Raw genomic sequence first — 20,982 nt, forward strand, 5'->3', positions numbered from 1 at the left:
CGAAAACCGCACTGCACCGCCCTTACGCTCGTCATTCCGGCGCAGGCCGGAATTCAGGTGCGGTGCGCTGCAGTCGTTGCGACAGTTCTGATCGGCCTTTGATGGCTGCTCCGCGATAAGCATATGCATCGCACCTGGATTCCGGCCTGCGCCGGAATGACGAGCGGTGGGGCCAAAGTAAAGGGGAGCGACAAGTCGCTCCCCTTCTTCGTATCGCATGGCCAGCGGTCAGGCCGCCAGCACCATCAGAAATCCGCCCGAAACTCCACGCCAATAATGCGCGGGTCGTTGACGAACGCGGTGCGGTTGTTAAAGTCGATCGCGCCGGTGATGTACTGCTTGTTGGTGATGTTGCGGCCGTACAAGGCGATCTCGCGCTTGCCGAAATCCCAGTTGTAGCCCACGCGCACACCGCCCTCGAGCGCCGGCTTGCCGCGGAATTCCTCCGAGTCGTACAGGAAGAAATTCACTTCGCTGCGGTAGCTCCAGTCGGTATAGACGAAGAACTCGCCGCTCTCGCCGTACGGGATGCCGTAGCGCGCGGTGAAGTTGCCGATCCACTGCGGTGCGTTCGGCAGCGGGTTGCCGTTGACCAGCGCATTGCCGTCCGCATTGACCGGATCGAGCACCGTGCAGCCCGAGCCGCACACGGCCACGGCCAGGCTCGGATCGTCCAGCTTGGTGTGGTTGTAGCTGCCGCCGGCGGTGAGGATGAAGTTCGGCGTCACATAGGCTTCGAGGTCGAACTCGGCGCCGTAGCCCTCGGTCTTCTTCGCGTTGATCAGGCGCGTGACGTTGATGTCGCCGCCCACCGCGGTGAGCTGCTGGTTGTGCATGGTGTAGTCGTACACGTCGGCGTTGAAACGCAGACGGTTGTCCATGCCGGTGGTCTTCACACCCAGCTCGTACGAGGTGATCGTCTCGGGCTTGGCCTGCGAGATGAAGTCGGCAAACAGCACGCGGCCCTGCACGCTGGGTGCGCGGAAGCCGTTGGCGATGCGGCCGTACACGTTCACGTTGGGGTTGAGTTCCCAGGTGCCGGTGAGGTCGCCGCTCCAGCGCGCGTCATGCGGGTTGGCGCTCAGCGACAACGGACCGCCGCCGATCGGCGACAGGATGCGGTCGACGTGGAAGTTGCGCGAATCGTGCGACCAACGCGTACCGGCGCGCACGTCGAAATCGTCGGTGATGTGATAGTCGGCCGAACCGAACACCGCATACGCCTTGGTCGTCTGCGCCTGCTGCGCGTAGCCGTCCATTGCGTGGTTGTTGAGCGTGGCGTAGTCGTAATTGACGATCGCGATGTTTTCGTAGAAGTAGTACGCGCCCACCTGCCAGTTCAGGCGATCCTGCGGGTTGCTGGCCAGGCGCACTTCCTGCGTGATCTGGCGATCGTGCGGCAGCGCATCGGCGGTTTCCGACGGGAACGGCGTCTGATACGCCACCTGGTTCGGCGCGAGCGGAATGGCGATGCCGCCGTCCACGTCGCCGAGGCTATACGTGGTGGCCTTCTCGAAACCGGTGATCGAGGTCAGCGTGTAATCGCCCAGGTTCCAGGTGAGGTGCAGGTTGCTGCCCCACGAGAACAGGTGCTGGCGGTTGAGGCCGTCCTGATACACCACGTCGCGATCAAAACCCGGTGCGAGGCTGTCGCTGCCCAGCGGAATCGCGTTGGCGCGGTTGACCATGGCGCTGCCATCGAGCCAGCGGCCGTGCACGTTGATCAGCGCGTTGAAATCCTGCACGTCGTACATGGCCTGCAGACGCACGGCGCGGTCGTTGTAGCCGCCCAGATCGTCCTTCTTGCCGGTGTAGTCGTTGTCGATCCAGCCGTCGCGATGTTGCGCCAGCGCCGACACACGGCCCGACCAATTGCCGCCCAGCGAGCCGCCGAGTGCGGCTTCTGCATTGGCCGTGCCCTTGGTGCCGTAGGAGGCCTTCGCGTAACCGCTGGTTTCCTGGCTCGGCTTGACCGAGTCGAACTTGATCACGCCGGCCGGCGAGTTGCGGCCGAACATGGTGCCCTGCGGACCGCGCAACACTTCCACCTGCTGCAGGTCGAACAGCGGGAAGCCCTTGAGGATGGGGTTTTCCTGCACGATGTCGTCGTACACCATCGACACCGGCTGCGACGCATTCAGATCGAAATCGCTGTTGCCCAGGCCGCGGATATAAAAGCGCGGGAACTCACGACCGTAGGAAGTCTCGGCATACACGCTGGGCGCGCGACCGGCGAGCTGCAGCACGGTATCGCCGGACTGGCCGTAGTTGCCGAGCTGCTCCGCGGTGATCACGGTCATGGAGACCGGCACCTTCTGCAGGTTCTCAACGCGTTTTTCGGCGGTCACGTTGATGGTTTCGAGCTGGACGGGCTTGCTGTTCTGTGCCTTGGCCGGGGTGGCGGCGGGCGGATTCGCGTCCTGTGCGAAAGCGGTCGTTCCTGCGGCAAGGGCGGTGGCAATGGAAAGGGCGAGCAACGCGAAACGCGTGTGGCTGGCGGCGGTCATTGGATGGTCCCCAGGGGAAAAGGAAGGGCAACGGAGCAGGAAAACGCCGCAAGAACTCAGTTGACATCGCGGCTTAACGATATTGTTACGTAATTATGCGAGGGACTGAAGCGAATTTTCTTTCGAAACAGTTGCCAGAAGTCTTGACGTCCCCATATCTCTTACTCTGAGAACGTCCCGCGCGAGACTTAAGTCCATGCCCCTGCACGACTTTCATCCCGCCGTTGCCGCCTGGTTCCAGGGCACCTTTCCTGAACCGACCGCACCGCAAAAAGCCGCTTGGCCGTCCATACGGTCAGGCCGGCACACGCTGGTGGCCGCTCCCACGGGCTCGGGCAAGACGCTGACGGCCTTTCTTTCCGCCATCGATGCGCTGGTGCGCGAAGGCGTGGCGAACGACGGCGTGCTGCCCGATGCCACCACCGTGGTGTACATCTCGCCGTTGAAGGCACTCTCCAACGACATCCGCATCAACCTGGAAGCGCCGCTGGAAGGCATCCGCGCGCAACTCGCCGCGATGGGCCTGCCCGATGTGGCCATCCGCACGGCCGTACGCACCGGCGACACGCCACAGGCCGAGCGCACGCTGATGCGCAAGCAGGCGCCGCACATCCTCGTCACCACGCCGGAGTCGCTCTACATCCTGCTTGGCTCGGAATCCGGCCGCACGATGTTGTCGAGCACGCGCACGGTGATCGTGGATGAAATTCATGCGCTGGCGTCGAGCAAGCGCGGCGCGCATCTGGCGTTGTCGCTCGAGCGATTGGAGTCACTGTGTCAGCGGCGGTTGCTGCGGATTGGGTTGTCGGCGACGCAGAAGCCGATTGAAGACGTAGCGAAGTTCCTTGTAGGAGCGCACGCTCTGCTCCCTCTCCCCTTGCGGGAGAGGGCTGGGGAGAGGGGGCAATCTTGCGACTCCGCTGCAAAGAAGCGCGCTTCGAAAAAGTCCCCCGCAAGCCCCGACCCCTCATCCGTCCCTTCGGGCCACCTTCTCCCCGCAGGGGAGAAGGAAAGAGACAGCGTCAACATCATCGACGTCGGCCACACCCGCGAACGCGATCTCGCCATCGAAGTCCCCCCGGTCCCGCTCGAATCAGTAATGTCCAACGACTGCTGGGAACTCGTCTACAACCGCCTCACCCAACTGGTGGAGTCGCACCGCACCACCCTGGTCTTCGTCAACACGCGCCGCATGGCCGAGCGCGTAGCCCGTCACCTGTCCGAACGCCTCGGCAAAGAGGCGGTGGCCGCGCACCACGGCAGCCTCGCCAAAGAACAGCGGCTCGACGCAGAACAACGCCTCAAACGCGGCGACCTGCGCGTGCTGGTGGCCACCGCTTCGCTGGAACTGGGCATCGATATCGGCGACGTGGACTTGGTCTGCCAGCTCGCCTCGCCGCGCTCCATTGCCGCCTTCCTGCAGCGCGCGGGCCGCTCCGGCCACGCGGTGAACGGCACACCCAAGGCACGCCTGTTCCCCACCTCACGAGATGACCTGGTGGAATGCACCGCCTTGCTCGACTGCGTGCGCCGCGGCGAACTGGACACGCTGATCCAGCCCCCGCAACCGCTCGACGTACTCGCCCAACAGATCGTGGCCGAAGTCGCCGGCCAGGAATGGAACGAAGACGCGCTCTACGACACCCTGCGCCGCGCCTATCCCTACCGCGACCTCACGCGCGAACAGTTCGACGCCACCGTGCGCATGCTCGCCGACGGCTTCACCACGCGGCATGGTCCCCGTGCCGCGTACATCCATCGCGATGCCGTGCACAAGCAATTGCGCGCGCGCCGCAATGCGCGGCTCACCGCGGTCACCTCGGGCGGCGCCATTCCCGACACGGCTGACTACCTGGTGGTGCTGGAACCGCAAGCCACCATCATCGGCACGGTGAACGAAGACTTCGCCGTGGAAAGCCTCGCCGGCGACGTCTTCCAGCTCGGCAACACCAGCTACCGCATCCTGCGCGTGGAGCGCGATCGCCTGCGCGTGGAAGACGCACAAGGCGTGCCGCCGAATATTCCGTTCTGGCTGGGCGAAGCGCCGGGGCGAAGCGCGGAGCTGTCGCACGGCGTATCGCGTCTGCGCGAAGAAATCGCCACGCGCATCGATGAAGGCGGCGTACCCGCCGTCATGCACTGGCTGATGCATACGCTGGGCATGAATGAAGCCTCCGCCCAGCAGCTGGCCGAATACATGGCCGCGGCCAAGGCCGCGCTCGGCGTGTTGCCCACGCAGGAAACGCTGGTGTTCGAGCGTTTCTTCGACGAGTCGGGCGGCACCCAGCTGATCATCCACACCCCATGGGGCAGCCGCATCAATCGCGCCTGGGGCCTGGCCTTGCGCAAGCGCTTCTGCCGCCAATTCAACTTCGAATTGCAGGCAGCGGCCACCGAAGATGCCATCGTGCTGTCGCTGTCCACCAGCCATAGCTTCCCGCTGGAAGAAGTGGCGCGTTACCTGCACTCCAACACCGCCGAACACGTGCTGGTGCAGGCGCTGCTCGATGCGCCGCTGTTCCCCGCGCGCTGGCGCTGGAATGCCACCACCTCGCTCGCCTTGCCGCGTTTCCAGGGCGGCAAGAAAGTGCCGCCGCAATTGCAGCGCATGAAGAGCGAAGACCTGCTTGCCGCGGTGTTCCCCGATCAGGTCGCGTGCCTGGAAAACATCGTGGGCGAGCGCGAGATTCCCGATCATCCGCTGGTCAACCAGACGCTGCACGACTGCCTGCGCGAAGCGATGGATATCGACGGCCTGCTGCACATCCTGCGCGGCCTGGAAGACGGTTCCATCCAGGTCGTGGCCCGCGATCTCGCGGCACCGAGCCCGCTCGCCGGCGAAGTGCTCACCGCCGCGCCCTACGCCTATCTCGATGACGCGCCGCTCGAAGAGCGCCGCACCCAAGCCGTGCAATCGCGCCGCTGGTCCGATCCGGAAAACGCCGACGACCTGGGCCGCCTCGATCCCGAAGCGATCACCTCGGTACGCGAAGAAGCGTGGCCGCAAGTGCGCAGCGTCGACGAAATGCATGAAGCGCTCACCATCCTTGGTGGCGTCACACAAGCCGAAGCCGAGTCGAACGAAGGCTGGAACGCCTGGCTCTCAAGCCTTGCGAAAACTCACAGAGCCACCCGCTTGTCTCCCTCTCCCCCCGCGGGAGAGGGCCGGGGAGAGGGGGCAACCTCGCCCCAGTCCCACGCTCCCCACATCTGGACCACCGCCGAATCCCTACCCAAGTGGCAAGCCGTCCACCCGGCCGCCATCCTGCATCCACCCATCGACGCCCCCGCCGACTACGCCAAACAACGGTGGTCGCGCGAAGACGCCTTGCTCGAACTCGTGCGCGGCCGCCTCACCGGCGCCGGCCCCATCACCGTCGCCCAACTCGCCGCTTCTCTGCAGGTCGAACCAAGCGACATCGACCTCGTGCTGCTACGCCTTCAATCCGAAGGCTACGTCATGCAAGGCCACTTCACGCCCGGCGCGCACGAGATCGAATGGTGCGAACGCCATCTGCTGGCGCGCATCCACCGCTACACCATCGGCCGCCTGCGCCGCGAAATCGAACCGGTCAGCCGCCGCGACCTAATGCGCTTCCTGTTCGAATGGCAGCACGTGGCACCCGGTGCACGCCTCAGCGGCCCCGACGCACTGCCCGCCGTGCTCACCCAGCTCGAGGGCTTCGAAGCCGCCGCCGGCGCCTGGGAAAGCGAACTGCTGCCCGCGCGCATCAACGACTACTCGATCACCTGGCTGGACGAACAGATCCGCGCCGGCCGCGTCAGCTGGAGCCGCCTGCGCAGCGGCACCGGCAGCAGCGGCCCCGTGCGCGCCACACCCATCGTGCTGTTGCCCCGCCGCAGCCTGCCGATCTGGACCGCCACCGCCATTATCGAAGCGAACGCGCAGGACGTCGTCGTCTCCTCGCGCGCCCAGGCCGTGCTCGACACGCTGCGCGATCACGGCGCCCTGTTCTTCGACGAACTGTTGAACGACACCCACCTGCTGCGCACCGAACTGGAAGACGCCCTGGGCGAACTCGTCGCCGCCGGCCGCGTCACCGCCGACAGCTTCGCCGGCCTGCGCGCATTGCTAGTACCCGCAGCAAAGCGAGATGCCCATCGCCACCGCCGCTTGCGCAGACACATGCTTACTGGCATCGAAGACGCAGGTAGGTGGTCACTAGTAAGGTCAAACCGTGGAAATCTTCTACCCTCCGGGGAGAAGATGCCCGGCAGGGCAGATGAGGGGCGGGTGCTCGAGAAATCGTCGCCTAATACGAGCCAAAAGCCCGACCCCGACCACCTAGAACACGTCGCCCGCAGCCTCCTCCGCCGCTACGGCGTCATCTTCTGGAAACTCCTAGAACGCGAAGCCTCCTGGCTCCCCAGCTGGCGCGAACTCCTGCGCGTCTACCACCGCCTCGAAGCCCGAGGCGAAATCCGCGGCGGCCGCTTCGTCGAAGGCCTCGTCGGCGAACAATTCGCCCTACCCGAAGCCATCACCCGCCTGCGCGCAGTCCGCCAACAAGAACCGCAAGGCGAACTCGTCCTGATCAGCGGCTCCGACCCCCTCAACCTCGTCGGCACCGTACTAGCCGGCAACAAACTCCCCGCCGTCGTCGGCACCCGCGTCCTCTACGAAGACGGCGCCGCCGTCGCCGCCATGGTCGCGAACAAACCGCAATGGCTCATCGAATCCACCACCACCACCCAGCAACAACAATGGCGCAACGCATTGCTGCGCCGCGCGGATGCGGATGGATTAAAAGCGGACGCGCGAGCCGCAGGCTTCTAGCGCGTCATCCCCGCGAGACCCCCGAAAGAGGCGAGGGCAGGCTCTTCCCTAGCTCGTCATTCCGGCGCACGCCGGAATCCAGCGCCTCTATGGCCGGCTGTCGCGAGCGCGCCCCATCGGGCCCCTAAAACGAGCCCCACCCCTCACTCACTGTAATCCCCAATATAAACCAACAACCCATCCCGCACCCGAAACTCACTCCGCCCATTCAACGTAATCGACTGCCCCGCCCGCACCCCATTAGGCAAGTCAACGGCAAACGTCCCATCAAACAAGATGTGCACCGTAGCCGTCCCATCCCGCTCCTCATAGGCAAGAATCACCTGCCGCCGCGCCGAAAACAGAAAGCTCGAACTCTGCGCCAGATGCCTCAGCTCATCGACCCCAAACGTCCGCACACTCAACACACCCGCGGTGTAATTCTCAAACACCACCTCGCGATGCATCGTCGCCGCCATCCCGTCGACATCCATGCGGTTATAGGCAGCCAGGTAACGTTCGATCAACTCGCGCATGGCGCATCCTTCAAAGACGGGCGCCAGCCAGGGCGCGACAGCGCAAAGTCTACGTTACCCGCACCATCCCGCCGAATCCCACCCCCAAACTACCCCAACCCCGTCGACGCCCCCGCCCGACCCCGCTACCATGTTCGCCCCAAGCCAGCGCAATGCTGGCGAGCATGGGCCTATAGCTCAACGGTTAGAGCAGGGGACTCATAATCCCTTGGTTCGAGGTTCGAATCCTCGTGGGCCCACCAAATTCGGAAGTCTTTTTGAGCTTGGGTTGATTCACGGGTGTGCGGGAGGTGTCAGATTCCGAAACGAACCGAGGCGATTGGCGGGGCGGTTTTGGTAAGGCTTGAGATTACGTCCTATGGTTAAAAGGTCTCTGCCTCTTTTTCGCTAAGTGCTTTGACTCACCACCACGATAGAGGTGAGTTCAAAAAATTACGAAGATAAACGGATGTTTGCCGATGCCAACACCTCCTTGGACGGACCCCAGCGACGCCCCCGTCATCGAGCAATCGATACATGACTACATTGTGTCGATCTTTCGTCGCGTACGGGGGCATCGTGGACTAGTCGAGATCATCCCCATCTCTCCGGGTGCAGAGGCTACGCGTGGCTATGACGCAGCGGTCAAGGAAGTCGTGCCTTTGTATTTTCAATACAAGCTTCCCGACTTTACTTCGCGCCCTCAAAGCTCGCAGCCTGAGGTGTATCGGCAGAGGGCCGATTGGGCATTCGACGACGCTGGTGGACTCTTTCACTTTAGACTGAGGGCCAAGGCAACTCATGCGCCGCAATCCCAGCATCAACTCTTGTTTGAATTGGCGAGAAAGGGTGCTCACGCCTATTACGTTTCGCCGACATTCATCGATCAGCAACGTTTACGCTTTGGTGGTGAGTTGATTGCCAATGAGCCCTATGCTCTTCGCTACATGAATGTACAGTACGGGGATCTACTGGACCGAGTGGAAGTCCCAGTGCTTCACGACATTATCTGCATTCCTCCGTGCTGTAGTGTTGACGATCCGCCGGAGTCTCATCAATTTTTCTTCAATCAGAAACGACAGGTCAGCCTGCATAGTGACCCAGTTAGAGTTGAGTCCCTCGATCTGGCAAGCGTGATTGATGATCAGTTGCGCGAATTGGTGTCGGGGCGTGCGCTAACGCAAGACTCCGTTAACGAGCATGTGAATTACATCTTGCGAAGCTTATCCGGCGAATTTCGCGATGAGCGAAACTTTGGACTCGTCAGTGATTACTACCGTTCTATGCGCTCTGAAATTGGCACAGCGAATGAGCTCATGATTTCGTTACGTGCGTTGGCAAGAACGGTCCAAGATTTATCCGGCGTTCAAATGCTACTGACGATGCGACTCTGACGATATTGATCTAAGACGGAAGTCGCTCAAAAGATTTCTTCTGGAAGCAGTAACTCATCAGTAGCTCTATGGTCTGAAGATTAAGCACCGAAAAAAACTGGGATCAGAGTGTACTTTCCCCAAGTTCGTCCGACGTTCAGTAAAAATGGCGCTCTGACTCGCTTTTGAGGTTCTAATCTTGGTGGGGCCACCACCACACTTTAAGCGGCAAATGTGTTGCTGCCGGCAACTAGTGCTAGCTTTGATCCTGTCCTGCTGATAGCTCTTCTTGGCAAGATTTTGCTGATAGCTGCAACGCGTTATGCTCCTGACAGATCAACATGGGTGATCAGATTCGGGATACGCTCTGGCCACACTCTCAAGAACTAATTCCAGCGATGGCCGCCGACTGGAACAACGCTACCCTCCAAATGCTTGACCTTAAATTCGCCGAGGCCAACATTAGGCCGCATGCGCGACCGCTTCGGGCTGCTCAGGAAATCCTTGGCGCCGACTTTTCTATGTTTGCGTTTGGCAGCCCAGAGGTCAAAGCGATTACGGATGCCTACAGCGCACTTTTCCCTCAGGTTGTCAGCACGTGGCCCGGGGCGGGTGTTGGCTTGGTTGCCTCGGGGGACGACGTTCGCCGCGTTGTCCTGAGTGTAATGTTCGGAAGACCTAAACCCATTTTCTTATGGCAAGGTCTAGGCTTCCAAGCGGTGGATGCTTGGAGAACATGGTGCAGAAATGATCCTCACATCGCCGCGAGTTCCTCGTTTGCTTTTGCGGATTTATGGGATTTCAGTTACGGGCTTAACGCCTTGGGGGCCATCGACTCGTCGGCAGCAGAGCTCTGGGAGGGGGCGGGATCTAACCTTGCCGATCTGGGAACCAGCCTTCCGGCCGCGACAGGGGTGAGTAGCCTCCTGCAGCCCATTCATCTGGTTGCCGAGTTATCCTTAAAGGCGGGGTTGCACTGTGTGGGCGCCAACCCTGGTCGCACACATGACTTGGTCGGTTTGGCCTCGAAGCTGGCGCAGGTCAAGCCTCATCGCGATGACGCCCTCCTTGCACTCAGTGTGAAGCATTTTCCCAACTACGTAGAAAGCCGATACAAGATGACGGGCATCTCTCGGCTGGGCGTTGTGCGCCGTGCTCTTGCCGCGCAGTTCATCGCAGGGTCGTCTGTAAGACGCGTATCATCGATTGACCTCGCGCTGGCCATGGAGAAGGACTCGTGGCCAGGTGCTCGGCAACCGTTCCTTTTCTAAGCCTCACCATGAGGAGCTGTCATACCGGCGCGGCGGCCCAAGTTCCAGTCTCGGTGCTACTTTGAAGTGGTGCCCATGACGCTACACGACCCATCCGGGGAGTAGCGCCCGCCCGCTCTCTGCCCTGACTGGACCAAAGAGGTCCTCCACCCGTGCCCGCGACATCAAGTGTTCTTCCTTCAATCGGGTGCATGACGGCGATGCCGCCTGAACATCCTCAGGTGTCATTAGCCAAATCGAACTACGATCCAAGGCGACGCCATTTTCAGTCACAAGTTTCACCACTGCGAGCACGTGGTAGAGCCGATCGGCTGGCTTTTCGTAGGTTCCAGTCTCAGTCGTTTTCACCGATACAGAGCGAAACTCTACACCGTTCACCGCGATCAAATCGTTGCCGGAATCCTTAAGTGGCGGAGCCGCTTGAACTCCGTGTTCAAGCAGGCGCAGCTGCACCAGCAGCTCACCAATTGTCCCGATGCGGATGGTACTGAATATGGGATTCACTACATGGCCTCAAGTGATCGCAGTTGTTCGCGCCAGCTGGTCTTACCCGTACATAGATAAGCTATTCGCTGGTGTCGCGCATCTGGGTGGCTGTTCGGTTATCTCAGATTCCGCTCGAGGTCTTTAAAAGAAAATAGACGTACTTTCGAATGCCTCTCTTCAAGCTCTTTGGCTAGAGGGCTGATGCTGTCTCGTGGTGCAGCCATCCGTCGCGTCCCTTGTTCCTAGTGGCAATAGGATAGCAGCGAGGCTTTTAAGGCAGAGCCATGCGGAGGCGCTGCGGGCTTTGGGTGGGGAAGGCGTCAGTCGGTGCAGTGCCAGTAAAGTCCTTCATTCGGCCCGGAGGGACTAATGTTGGCTAAAGTTAGGTTTCTAAAGGATTTTCACGTTGCATTACTTTTCTTATAGAGGCCTGAATTTGTTCAACCCTGAGCGTTCCTCTTGAACTCATAATTCTTGGTTCCAAGTTCGAGTCGTGGCGGGCAAACTATTGCGGACAGTTTTTTGAGTGATCAAAAAAGCCTCAGATGCAAATCCCATATGCCGAATAGATAAAGTGGTGACAGTTGGTATCATCCTACGAGACTGGCGCGCAGCAGTCTTGGAGCGGAGTGCTCTGAGAGTGAACGGGGAGGGGTTGTGGGCAATAGGGATTCATCTATCCAAAACGATAAGCTGGCGGCTTCGAACTTCCGATCCGGCCTCCTCAATTTCGATGCTCCCCCCGTTCGTCCTGATCCATGTGACAAGGAGCTCTCCCGTGCGGCTTGCGTCACGCCGCAGGGCGCATTCCCAAACTACGGCGAGTCGCCAGCCAGTACCCACCAATGTCCTCATGGCCGAGACATCACGTTCTTGATTGCGTCGAAGTTTCGCATCCCAGAAGCCTGCGCGAGTCTTGGGGAGCCGGAAGTAGCGACATTCGTCATGCCGATGCCAGAAGCAGCCATGCACGAATACAACAGCACCCCACTTGGGAAGGACAATATCCGGCTTACCAACAAGCCCATTCGGGTGCAGGCGGTACCGAAAACCTGCCCGCCAGAGGTGCCTGCGCACAGCCCTCTCGGGAAGGGTGTCCTTCCCTCGGATGCGTGCCATTAGAGCCGAGCGCCTATCGGCACTCATTCTGTCAACCATGATTTGAGTCCAGAACTTGACTGCAGCCCGCAAATCCAGTGCTGGTGCCATCGGCATCATCGACATTTTCGCAGGCCCTGGTGGCCTCGGTGAAGGCTTTAGCAGCTTCGAATGTCGCCCGGGAGTTCGTCCGTTCAACCTTGAAGTCTCCGCCGAGATGGAGTCTTCCGCCCACGCAACATTGACGTTGCGAGCTTTCTATCGGTTGCTCAGCCAGCGCGAAGGGAGGCTTCCAAAGAAGTATTTGGAGTTTCTTCGCCGCTATTCCCGCGAGGACAAGCAAACCGCGCCCCACATTCATTTTGGGGAGGGCCCGCTTTCCGCCCTTTGGAAGCAGGCGGAGAACGAGGCTCTCAGGCTGACACTTGGTGTTCCCGAACATAACGCTATCTTGCATCAACATGTCGCATCGGCGAAGCGGAAAGGCAATCCGCTCGTCGTCATCGGCGGCCCGCCGTGCCAAGCCTACTCCATCGTTGGTAGAGCAAGAAATACGAGGGATGAGGCTTTCAAGCTACATGGCGATAAGAAGCATTTTCTATACAGAGAATACCTCGAGATATTGGCCAACTACTCTCCTGACGCGTTCATTATGGAAAACGTCAAGGGAATCCTCACGTCGAATGTTGGTGGCAGGGATATGTTTCGACAAATCCATCAGGATCTGTCACATCCGGCCAGAGCATTGGGCATCAACATTGCTAAGAGTGTCTCACAGCCCGAGTATCTCCTTCTGCCAGTAACACTGAATAGCGGCGAATACCGCGATTCAGAGGCGGCAAACAAGGACCCAACCGATTTCGTGATTCGCTGTGAGGATCATGGCGTCCCCCAAGCCCGTCACCGCGTAATTATCATGGGGATAAGAATTGATCACGCGTCCAAGGCACTAAAGGCACCGGGATTGGTGACGCCGGAGAAACAGGCGACGGTCGCCGACGCCCTTGCTGGTCTGCCTCGACTTCGAAGTGGCCTTAGTGAGCAGTTTGATTCCGAAGAAGCTTGGCGCGAAGTTGTCGGGCGACAGTGCAAACTCGTGAAACGGGCAATTGGTAAAAGCGATCTGAAGCTGAAGGAAAAGCTGGAGTCTCTTCGACTTTCCCGTCTGCAGCGAAGCTCAAGCCACTATACCGGCAAGGAGCCAATCCTATTGCAGGGTATCCGCGCTAAAAAGCAGGACGTTGTACTGAACCATGAGACGCGGAGCCACATGGGAAGTGATCTTGCGCGGTATTTATTCAGTTCAGCGTTCGCTGCGGTCCATGGTAGCTCGCCCACGAGCGAAGAATTTCCCATTGAATTGGCGCCTGATCATGTCAACTGGTTTTCTGGAAGTTTTGCAGACAGGTTCAGGACGCAATTGAAAGGACAACCGTCCAGTACCGTGACCAGCCATCTCTCAAAGGACGGTCATGCTTTCATCCACTTCGATCCCTCCCAGTGCAGAAGCCTGACGGTTCGCGAAGCGGCAAGGTTGCAAACGTTCTCCGACGACTACCTGTTCTTAGGGAACAGGACACAGCAATTCGTGCAGGTTGGGAATGCGGTTCCTCCGATGATCGCTCGCCAGATCGCGGCCGTGATCTGGTCCATCTTAGGAAAGTGAAACCAATGAAGACCACTTCAAGCGAAACGGATCAGGTATTCGACGGTTCCTTACCGCCAAATGCAGAGCAGCTGATAAACGCTCTTCGGCAGATCGGCTACAGCTTTGAACAGGCGGTAGCTGATCTCATCGATAACAGTATCAACGCAAAAGCCCATAACGTCTTGATCCGCATCATCCATGACGACAGTGCGATACAAAAGCTGCTGATCGTAGATGACGGACATGGCATGGCCGAGTCCCTGCTCAGGAAAGCGATGCGTTTCGGCGCTCACGAGGACGCAGGTGATCTGTCGCTTGGAAAGTTTGGCATGGGGATGAAGCTCGCATCGTTCAGTCACTCGAAAACTCTTTCTGTCTTCACTCGATCCGGTGGAGTGCCAGCCGGACGGCGGTGGACCGTCGAAGGCATATCCAGGAACTGGTCCTTGGAGACCATCTCTACTTCGCAAGTCCAGGAGGCAATGGGCGGCGATTTTCTTGGCCTCGACGTTTTGCGGTGCGGTACTTTGGTCGAATGGAGTCGCATCGATCGACTCAGTTCGAGCAAAAATGGCGTGGATGCCACGCTCAACCAGCTCTTCGCGCGACTGAAGGTTCATGTTGGTCTACATTTCCATAGGTTCTTGGAGGCTGGCAGGCTGTCGATCCAAATGGACTCGCAGCATATTCTGAGTGCAGAAGCTGATCGAGCCGTCAACATCTCACCGCTTAATCCCTTCAAATATGAATTGAGCGGTTCGTTGGACTTTCCCAAGACTTTTCCTGCTGAGCTACCCCAAATCGGCGTCATCTCGGCAAGCGCGCACATTTGGCCTCCCAACAACAAGAGTCCTGAATATAGGCTGGGCAACCGTGCCGCATCGAGGCAAGGGTTCTATTTCTACCGCAATGATCGTCTGATTCAGGCGGGCGGATGGAATGGAGTCGTCGAACATGAAACGGAACCGCACACGTCGCTTGCACGAGTGGCGATAGAGCTTCCGGAATCAATGGACGAGCATTTTGGCTTGAATGTCCAGAAGTCTTTGGTCATCGTGCCTCCCACATTTGTCGATGCTGTGCAGAAGTCCAAATCCGAAGACGGCGTTCTGTTCTCCAAGTACAGGGCGCTCGCCGAGCGGACATACCGAAAGAAGGACGATCGGGCACAAAGCGACTATCCGCTGACGCCGAGCGGCACCATTGCAAACGATTTGGTTAGGTTCGCAAGCGAAGTATTGGCCGAAGGTGGCAAATCTCGGCAAGTGGGTATTGTCTGGGAAGAACTCGAAGACCCTGCTTCGCTCTTCGAGGTTGACAGGGAAGGAATGCGTTTGCTGCTAAACAAGCGCTTTAGGAAGAGGTTGCTTGGTGAAAGGCGGGCATCCTCGACAGATTTGCCTGTCCTTAAGCTGCTCCTCTTCTTCATTCTAGAAGAGGACTTTGACAAGTCCCGGCAATCCGCTTCGCGCCGTAAACGTTTGGAATCAATAACCAAATTGTTGTTGGCGGCTATCAAGCAGGAAGCCTGAGGATGACCACTTCGAACCAACTGCTCAGTTGGACTGTGCTTAGGGAAAAGTACATATCGAAGGGCGTGCCGTTCGAGCAGTCCGTCATGGTCGAGCAAAATTTGCGCCTCGTATTCGACTCCAGCCCCAGTCGGTTGGGCATACGTGTTCGTGCGGACGTGAATCGCACGCCTCCGGACATTGCGCCACTCCGGAACATTGTCGTCAGAAAGGTTCTTCTACACGGAGAGAGCTGCATCGAGGTTCTCACGGAAGAACCCGACCTTTTCCGATCGATTTATGCGCTGATTTCGGACGTTCTGCTCCGAATGCGAGATGGAGAGCTCGATTGCTTGATGGCATTGGAACTTAGCTTGGCCGATTTCGATGCCTTGTTGGAACGATCAGCCTTATTCACAAGAGAGAAGGCATTAGGGCTTTATGGGGAGCTGTGGGTGCTGGAGCTGATCCTCCATGCAGGCATTTCGACGGTCGACTGCTGGATAGGGCCGCAAAGGCAATCACATGATTTTCGCCTTGACGATCTGGAACTGGAGGTAAAGGCCACCGCTTCCAATGTCAGGCAGCACACCGTCAATGATCTGAACCAGCTGAGTGCATCACTAGGTCACAGGTTGATGCTGGTAAGCCTGACATTGGGGCTGTCTGGCTCCGGTGTCGGCAGGTCGCTGGACGAGCTGGCATCGAACATCCGTTCGATTGTGGCAAAAGACGGGGCGTCTTCGAAAAGGCTTGAGCAAATGTTGAAGATGTCCGGGTACGAGCAAGGCGATCCGGAATGCAGGATTCCTTATTTGATCTCTGCTCCACCTGTCGCTGTCGAGATAGGCGTGGACTTTCCAAACATGAGCTATGAGTGGTTGTCGGATGCCATCGGCAGCGATGCGGCCGCGAGGCTTGGAAATTTCCAATTCACCTTGAATTTAGAGGGCCTCGGTTCTCCGTTCGTCGCTTCCCAATTGGTGACCAAAACAAATGAATGAGCTGGAATCAAATAGGATCGCGACTGTCCTGGAAGCGGTACTTCAAGGAATGTCCAAGCTAGGTCCTGCGCCGGTGGAATCGCGCGTCAGATCGGAGCTGGTGGACCGCGAAGTGACTGGAGATGTGGATGGTGCCATTCGCCACATCTGGGACGTGGTTTCCATCGGAGATCCCAATACGCCTATCCACTCCATCGTTGCGAGCCACATCCGCCAATGGGATGCCGCAGACGCCTCTGGCTGGACTCAGGACACATATCGACTCACGCCGGAGCGCAGGGGCCTCATCTTCGCAAAACTGAAACTTGGCGAGGCCGTTGCGGAGGCGCTTCATGTATCCGTACCGATCGCGAAAAGCTTCGGTGAAGCGGTACTTATCGCGAATGAGCATCGTCAGTGGTACACCGATCAACGGAAGATGCTCACGAGAACCTATTATTGGTCTAGGTACGAACGGTATCTGCGGGAGCAGGGAAGTTGGGATGAAACTGCGACCCAAGTTCTGGATGAATCGACCGACAAGGTCATTCAGTGTCTGTCTGATCCCGTGCGCCCCGAGGCATTTCCCGTGCGTGGGCTTGTGGTTGGCTATGTTCAAAGTGGGAAGACAGCGAATTTTACGGCTGTTATCGCTAAGGCATTGGATGCGGGCTATCGCTTAGTGATTGTGCTCGCCGGCACTCTCGACAGTCTGCGCTTCCAGACACAGCGGCGCTTGGACAAAGAGCTCGTCGGTCGTGAGCAGATTCTGCGCGACCAAGAAGATGGGCAATTGCACGAGTACAGTGGCGACCAAGACTGGATGGCGTTCACGTCGTATGGATCGCTGCCGAACGAACAGGGCGCGTTTGATCTAAAGAGAATTACCACTTCCACCTCAGACTATAAGAAGCTCGGGATGGGCCGCGACGTGCTGAGGTTCGAGAAGAAGTATCCGGAGAGGCCGCTCAATCATTCAGACAATCTTCGAGCTGCGTCGGCAAGGCTGATTGTGATCAAGAAGCACCCAGCGGTGATCAACAAGGTCATATCGGACATCAGGGGTTTGAAGTCGAGTCTCGACGAAGTCCCTGTTCTTGTGATCGACGATGAGTCTGACCAGGCATCCGTCAATACAGTCAATCCCAAGAGCAAGTCGAATGGGGGCAAGGCTGAGAAAACGAGGACCGCCACGAACAAGGCGATTGTTGACCTGCTGGCGATGTTCAGGCGTTCGCAATACGTAGGGTACACAGCGACGCCGGCCGCCAACGCGCTCATAAATCCCGGAGACACAGAGGATCTCTTCCCAAGAGATTTTATTGAGCTACTTCCGAGGCCGGCCAACTACATGGGGGTTTCGGATTTTTATGACTTCGATGCAGATTTCAATCCGCTTGACGACGAGGAAACTGAAAAGCTCGGTTACCGGTCGAACAAGAAGGCATTCGTACGCCAGATAAAAGGGGCCGACGACACCGAGATCTTCAAAAAAGCGCTTGACACGTTTTTCTTGTCTGGCGCAATGAAGCTGTTCCGGGCAGCAAAAGATCCTAAGTTGGTAAGTGTCAGACATCACACCATGCTCGTACATCGTGCAGTACAGCAGGATGCCCATGAAGACGACCGCCTCAGGGTGCTGATGTTGCTCGACGAGAATGGATATCGGAAGAGATCTGCCATTCAACGACTCTGGAAGCTCTGGCAAGAAGACTTTGAGCCTGTATCGCTTGCACAAGAGCCGAGTCTCGCGCGCCCCAATGACTTCGACGAACTAGCGCCATTCATCACGATGGCGTTGGAGAGATTTGAGACAGCCCGGAAACGGGTGCTGATCGTCAATGGACGGGATGACCACAGGGACGACATGCCAGACTTCGATAAGGAGGACGTCTGGAATATCCTTATTGGCGGTGCAAAGCTGTCCCGAGGATATACCGTCGAAGGACTGACGATCAGTTATTTCCTGCGTAAGGCTGCTGCGGCAGATACTTTGATGCAGATGGGGCGTTGGTTTGGTTTCCGCCGTGGTTATCGGGACCTTGTTAGGCTGTTCATAGGTACAGAGGTACCGTCAGGCAGAAAGATGCCTACGGATCTTTACGAGATGTTCGAGTCTATCTGCATGGATGAAGAGCGGTTTCGAAAACGTATCGGGCAGTATTCGAAGGAGACCCCTCCAATCCGCCCAATCCAAGTTCCGCCACTTGTTCCAATGGGGATGTTGATCCCCACCCAAAAGAACAAGATGTACAACGCCCAGATCCAGATGGAGAACTACGGAGAACGGACCGCAGAGTCCGGCCGAGTCTCGTTCAATGGGTCGGATCGAGCGCTCAATGTGACGAAGCTAGGAGAGATGCTTGCCGAATTCGCAGGGCATGATGAAGACATGTCGGGCAAATCTAAGGATCGCACCAAGCGTAGCCTTCGAGCCAAGATTCATTTGGTCGATGCAGAGCGTTTTGTGCGCTTTCTGCAGGGGTATGTCTGGGGAACAAGGGAAAGCCAGTTCAGTCCGGTTATAAATTTCCTCCAAGGGACCGCCGATGAGTCACCCGAGATAGACGCATGGCTGATTGCACTATTGGGGAAGCCGTCCGCAGCTACGAAATGGAAATTCGGCCCGCATGAGATAGGTGTGTTCAATCGTGCCGTAGTGGGTGATCGCTACAGGGTCTTCTCGGAAGCTCGGCACAGGGATATTGCCAGCCATCTGGCAGGCATCTCCGTCCTATCAGAGCCGAATGAATCATTACGCAGATTTACAAAAAGCCGACAGGGGGTCTGTCTGATCTACCCAACGGTTCCGAACGAATTCAATGCAGTTGAAGCCACAGACAGAGAGATTACGTTAGGTCTCAGTCTCACGTTTCCGAAGAACCATATTCCGCAGAAAATCAATTGGCGGGTCAAAGACCCGAGGGTATCGGTCGCCTTTGTCGAACGCGATTCTGACTGAGTACTCTATGAGCCTTGGCGGCATGTGGGACAAGAGCGATTGGGAAATTTGTTATTCATCCGTGTGTGCTGATGAGCTCGCTCGAGCCCGGATGGCAGTATGAGGTAACGCGGCGGGGGGCAGCTGTGACATGTTGCAGGTTGATGGTAAATACATTGGCGTGATCGTTACCGTCATTGTTTACAAATGCCATCTCCCATCTGGGAAGGGCTTGCAACGTTCCTAAAAAAACCACAAAACTGTGGCCATCGGGTGCTGTTGTTGCCACCCTTCGCGACAAATCGACTCCGACATCGGTTTCCGCTGTGAGAGCGTGTGGGCGTTGACTATCCCGCCGATGGCTTTCGGATCAAGCGTTGGCACAAATCAGTGTTGGGCAGTTTCCAGCAATCTGGAAATGCACCACTGTTCCAGCATCGATAGCCGAAATCGTATAAGTACGATCCGATCAGCTACACCCTCTTTCAGGCAGGTTGGCCAAAAAGCTTCTCCGTACTCTCTATTCTTTGGTAGATCTAGGGGATCGTCGAAGGACTGCTCTTCAGCAAAGTGAATCGTTTCGTGGCGTGCGCTTGTAAGGGGCATGAGTTCGCTACCGACTCTTGGTCACGGCTGGGCAACTGATCGCCCACAACTCGGGCGCGTTATCAATCAAACCCTTCATTTGAAAGCGCAGGATAGCCGGAAGTTCGAGATATTGGGCGCGCGCAGCTCTTATTGAGGCTTGAACCCAAGACAATGCGTCGCCCACTATTAGCGATGCCATCAGGGGTTTCTTGGTATGTAACAAACGAGTTTTTCAATAGTTATCTAAGAGGAAACTAGGATGCAGAAGATCGACATTACACAAGAGGAGATTGATCAAGGAAATGGAAGATTTCATGAATATATGGGCTATGTGAGAGGTCGACTCGCGATGAAGAACGTCGAGCCGAAGGACGCGTTATTTGGTGCCGCGCGCCTCATTCTCCAGGATGGCCACAAAGTCGCGCTTGGCTCCGAGCCTGATGATGCAGCACTAGCGGTCTCAAACTGGTTGAGCAACTTTTACGGCGACAGAGAGAACGTTTCCTACTGCTTTCCGTCGATTGCTTATCAAATCAACGGAGCAATCTACCTTCTTCGGATGCCGATCGTACGAACTCATGAGATTTCTCTTTTGAATGCGGTGATCGCACTTACAGAGGAGTCCGCGAAACGCATGTCTGACAGGCAGTTTGAAAGATTTCAGTCTGAGTACAATGAGTTCTATACCAATCTCTACACCATCAGTCGTTTCGATGTTACGACGGTGATTCACCTGGAGTCGGCTGCAGACCGACTGTGCATCGGAGCTGCGCATAACGCACTGTCCAGGTGGGAATCCCTTCATTTCGTCGAGCGCGCAATGAAAGAAGTCCTCCAGCCAAAGGGAATTGAATTGAAGGGGAGCGATGGCCATGACGTTAGTGGTGCGCTGCATCGGGCATGGGTCGGCGCAGGCCTACCACACTTGCCCGAAGAGTTGCTCAGGCAGGTCATGTGTCCCCCAGCCATTCGATACCAAAAGTCGCCACATCCGTTTCTGGCAGCAATCAACGCGCATCATGCTTCGATTCGTCTCGGTGCCCTGATTGCCAAAGAAATTCCAGGGGTCCCAAGAATGAAGAACACCCTTCAGATTGAGCAGGACGATCTCGCGAGAGAGGGTGTGCTTGCTATCGCGCGCGTATACCCGGCAATGGACCCAGAGTCAGATAACTGGCCATCCGTCAAGCTCATACGACTTCCGTGATTGAGCGTTACTAGCTGACATGTGGTGCTGGATGGAGGACGGGTTTTCTGCCTTGGCCTTCAGAATACATTCGACGA

At 57.7% G+C, this 20,982-nt stretch carries 12 protein-coding genes and 1 tRNA gene; 9 read left to right on the plus strand and 4 right to left on the minus strand.

Going from position 1 to position 20,982, the window contains the following annotated elements:
* Positions 1-245: 245 nt before the first annotated feature.
* The gene (locus ACN9MB_RS01230; protein ID WP_426270487.1) at positions 246-2,507 is read right to left on the minus strand and encodes a TonB-dependent receptor; all 2,262 of its coding nucleotides are present in this window, start codon (positions 2,505-2,507) and stop codon (positions 246-248) included.
* Positions 2,508-2,703: 196 nt separating this feature from the next.
* Between ACN9MB_RS01230 and ACN9MB_RS01235 the strand changes: the two genes are divergently transcribed.
* Positions 2,704-7,305, plus strand: a complete 4,602-nt coding sequence (locus ACN9MB_RS01235) for a DEAD/DEAH box helicase (RefSeq protein WP_426270488.1) — start codon at positions 2,704-2,706, stop codon at positions 7,303-7,305.
* A 143-nt stretch (positions 7,306-7,448) separates the two neighbouring features.
* Here the strand turns inward: ACN9MB_RS01235 and ACN9MB_RS01240 are convergent, their stop codons facing one another.
* Positions 7,449-7,820 (minus strand): nuclear transport factor 2 family protein, encoded by a 372-nt coding sequence (locus tag ACN9MB_RS01240; protein ID WP_204637426.1) that lies wholly within the window; start codon positions 7,818-7,820, stop codon positions 7,449-7,451.
* Between the two features lie 166 nt (positions 7,821-7,986).
* Between ACN9MB_RS01240 and ACN9MB_RS01245 the strand changes: the two genes are divergently transcribed.
* From ACN9MB_RS01245 to ACN9MB_RS01255, 3 genes are all read left to right on the plus strand, one after another.
* Positions 7,987-8,062, plus strand: a tRNA-Ile gene (locus ACN9MB_RS01245).
* Between the two features lie 216 nt (positions 8,063-8,278).
* Positions 8,279-9,193, plus strand: coding sequence for a hypothetical protein (locus tag ACN9MB_RS01250; protein ID WP_426270489.1), 915 nt, complete (start codon positions 8,279-8,281; stop codon positions 9,191-9,193).
* Between the two features lie 320 nt (positions 9,194-9,513).
* The gene (locus tag ACN9MB_RS01255) at positions 9,514-10,443 is read left to right on the plus strand and encodes a hypothetical protein (protein WP_426270490.1); all 930 of its coding nucleotides are present in this window, start codon (positions 9,514-9,516) and stop codon (positions 10,441-10,443) included.
* 81 nt (positions 10,444-10,524) lie between these two features.
* Here the strand turns inward: ACN9MB_RS01255 and ACN9MB_RS01260 are convergent, their stop codons facing one another.
* Positions 10,525-10,947 (minus strand): hypothetical protein, encoded by a 423-nt coding sequence (locus ACN9MB_RS01260; RefSeq protein ID WP_426270491.1) that lies wholly within the window; start codon positions 10,945-10,947, stop codon positions 10,525-10,527.
* 654 nt (positions 10,948-11,601) lie between these two features.
* Positions 11,602-12,153 carry a very short patch repair endonuclease gene (locus ACN9MB_RS01265; protein WP_426270492.1) on the minus strand — a complete coding sequence of 184 codons (552 nt, stop codon included), beginning with the start codon at positions 12,151-12,153 and terminating at the stop codon, positions 11,602-11,604.
* Between ACN9MB_RS01265 and ACN9MB_RS01270 the strand changes: the two genes are divergently transcribed.
* The 5 genes from ACN9MB_RS01270 (at position 12,104) to ACN9MB_RS01290 (ending at position 20,905) form a co-directional block, all read left to right on the plus strand.
* The gene (locus ACN9MB_RS01270; protein WP_426270493.1) at positions 12,104-13,693 is read left to right on the plus strand and encodes a DNA cytosine methyltransferase; all 1,590 of its coding nucleotides are present in this window, start codon (positions 12,104-12,106) and stop codon (positions 13,691-13,693) included. The genes ACN9MB_RS01265 and ACN9MB_RS01270 overlap by 50 nt on opposite strands.
* 5 nt (positions 13,694-13,698) lie before the next feature.
* Positions 13,699-15,207, plus strand: a complete 1,509-nt coding sequence (locus tag ACN9MB_RS01275; RefSeq protein ID WP_426270494.1) for an ATP-binding protein — start codon at positions 13,699-13,701, stop codon at positions 15,205-15,207.
* Positions 15,208-15,209: 2 nt separating this feature from the next.
* Positions 15,210-16,190, plus strand: a complete 981-nt coding sequence (locus ACN9MB_RS01280; RefSeq protein WP_426270495.1) for a PD-(D/E)XK motif protein — start codon at positions 15,210-15,212, stop codon at positions 16,188-16,190.
* Positions 16,183-19,131: a Z1 domain-containing protein gene (locus ACN9MB_RS01285; protein ID WP_426270496.1), complete on the plus strand. Its 2,949-nt coding sequence runs from the start codon at positions 16,183-16,185 to the stop codon at positions 19,129-19,131. The genes ACN9MB_RS01280 and ACN9MB_RS01285 overlap by 8 nt, the downstream gene beginning before the upstream one ends.
* Before the next feature lie 826 nt (positions 19,132-19,957).
* On the plus strand, positions 19,958-20,905 hold the full coding sequence (locus ACN9MB_RS01290; protein WP_426270497.1) for a hypothetical protein: 948 nt from the start codon (positions 19,958-19,960) through the stop codon (positions 20,903-20,905).
* Positions 20,906-20,982 lie beyond the last annotated feature (77 nt).

Origin of the sequence: Dyella kyungheensis, from assembly GCF_049913195.1 — a bacterium.
Classification (GTDB): domain Bacteria; phylum Pseudomonadota; class Gammaproteobacteria; order Xanthomonadales; family Rhodanobacteraceae; genus Dyella; species Dyella kyungheensis.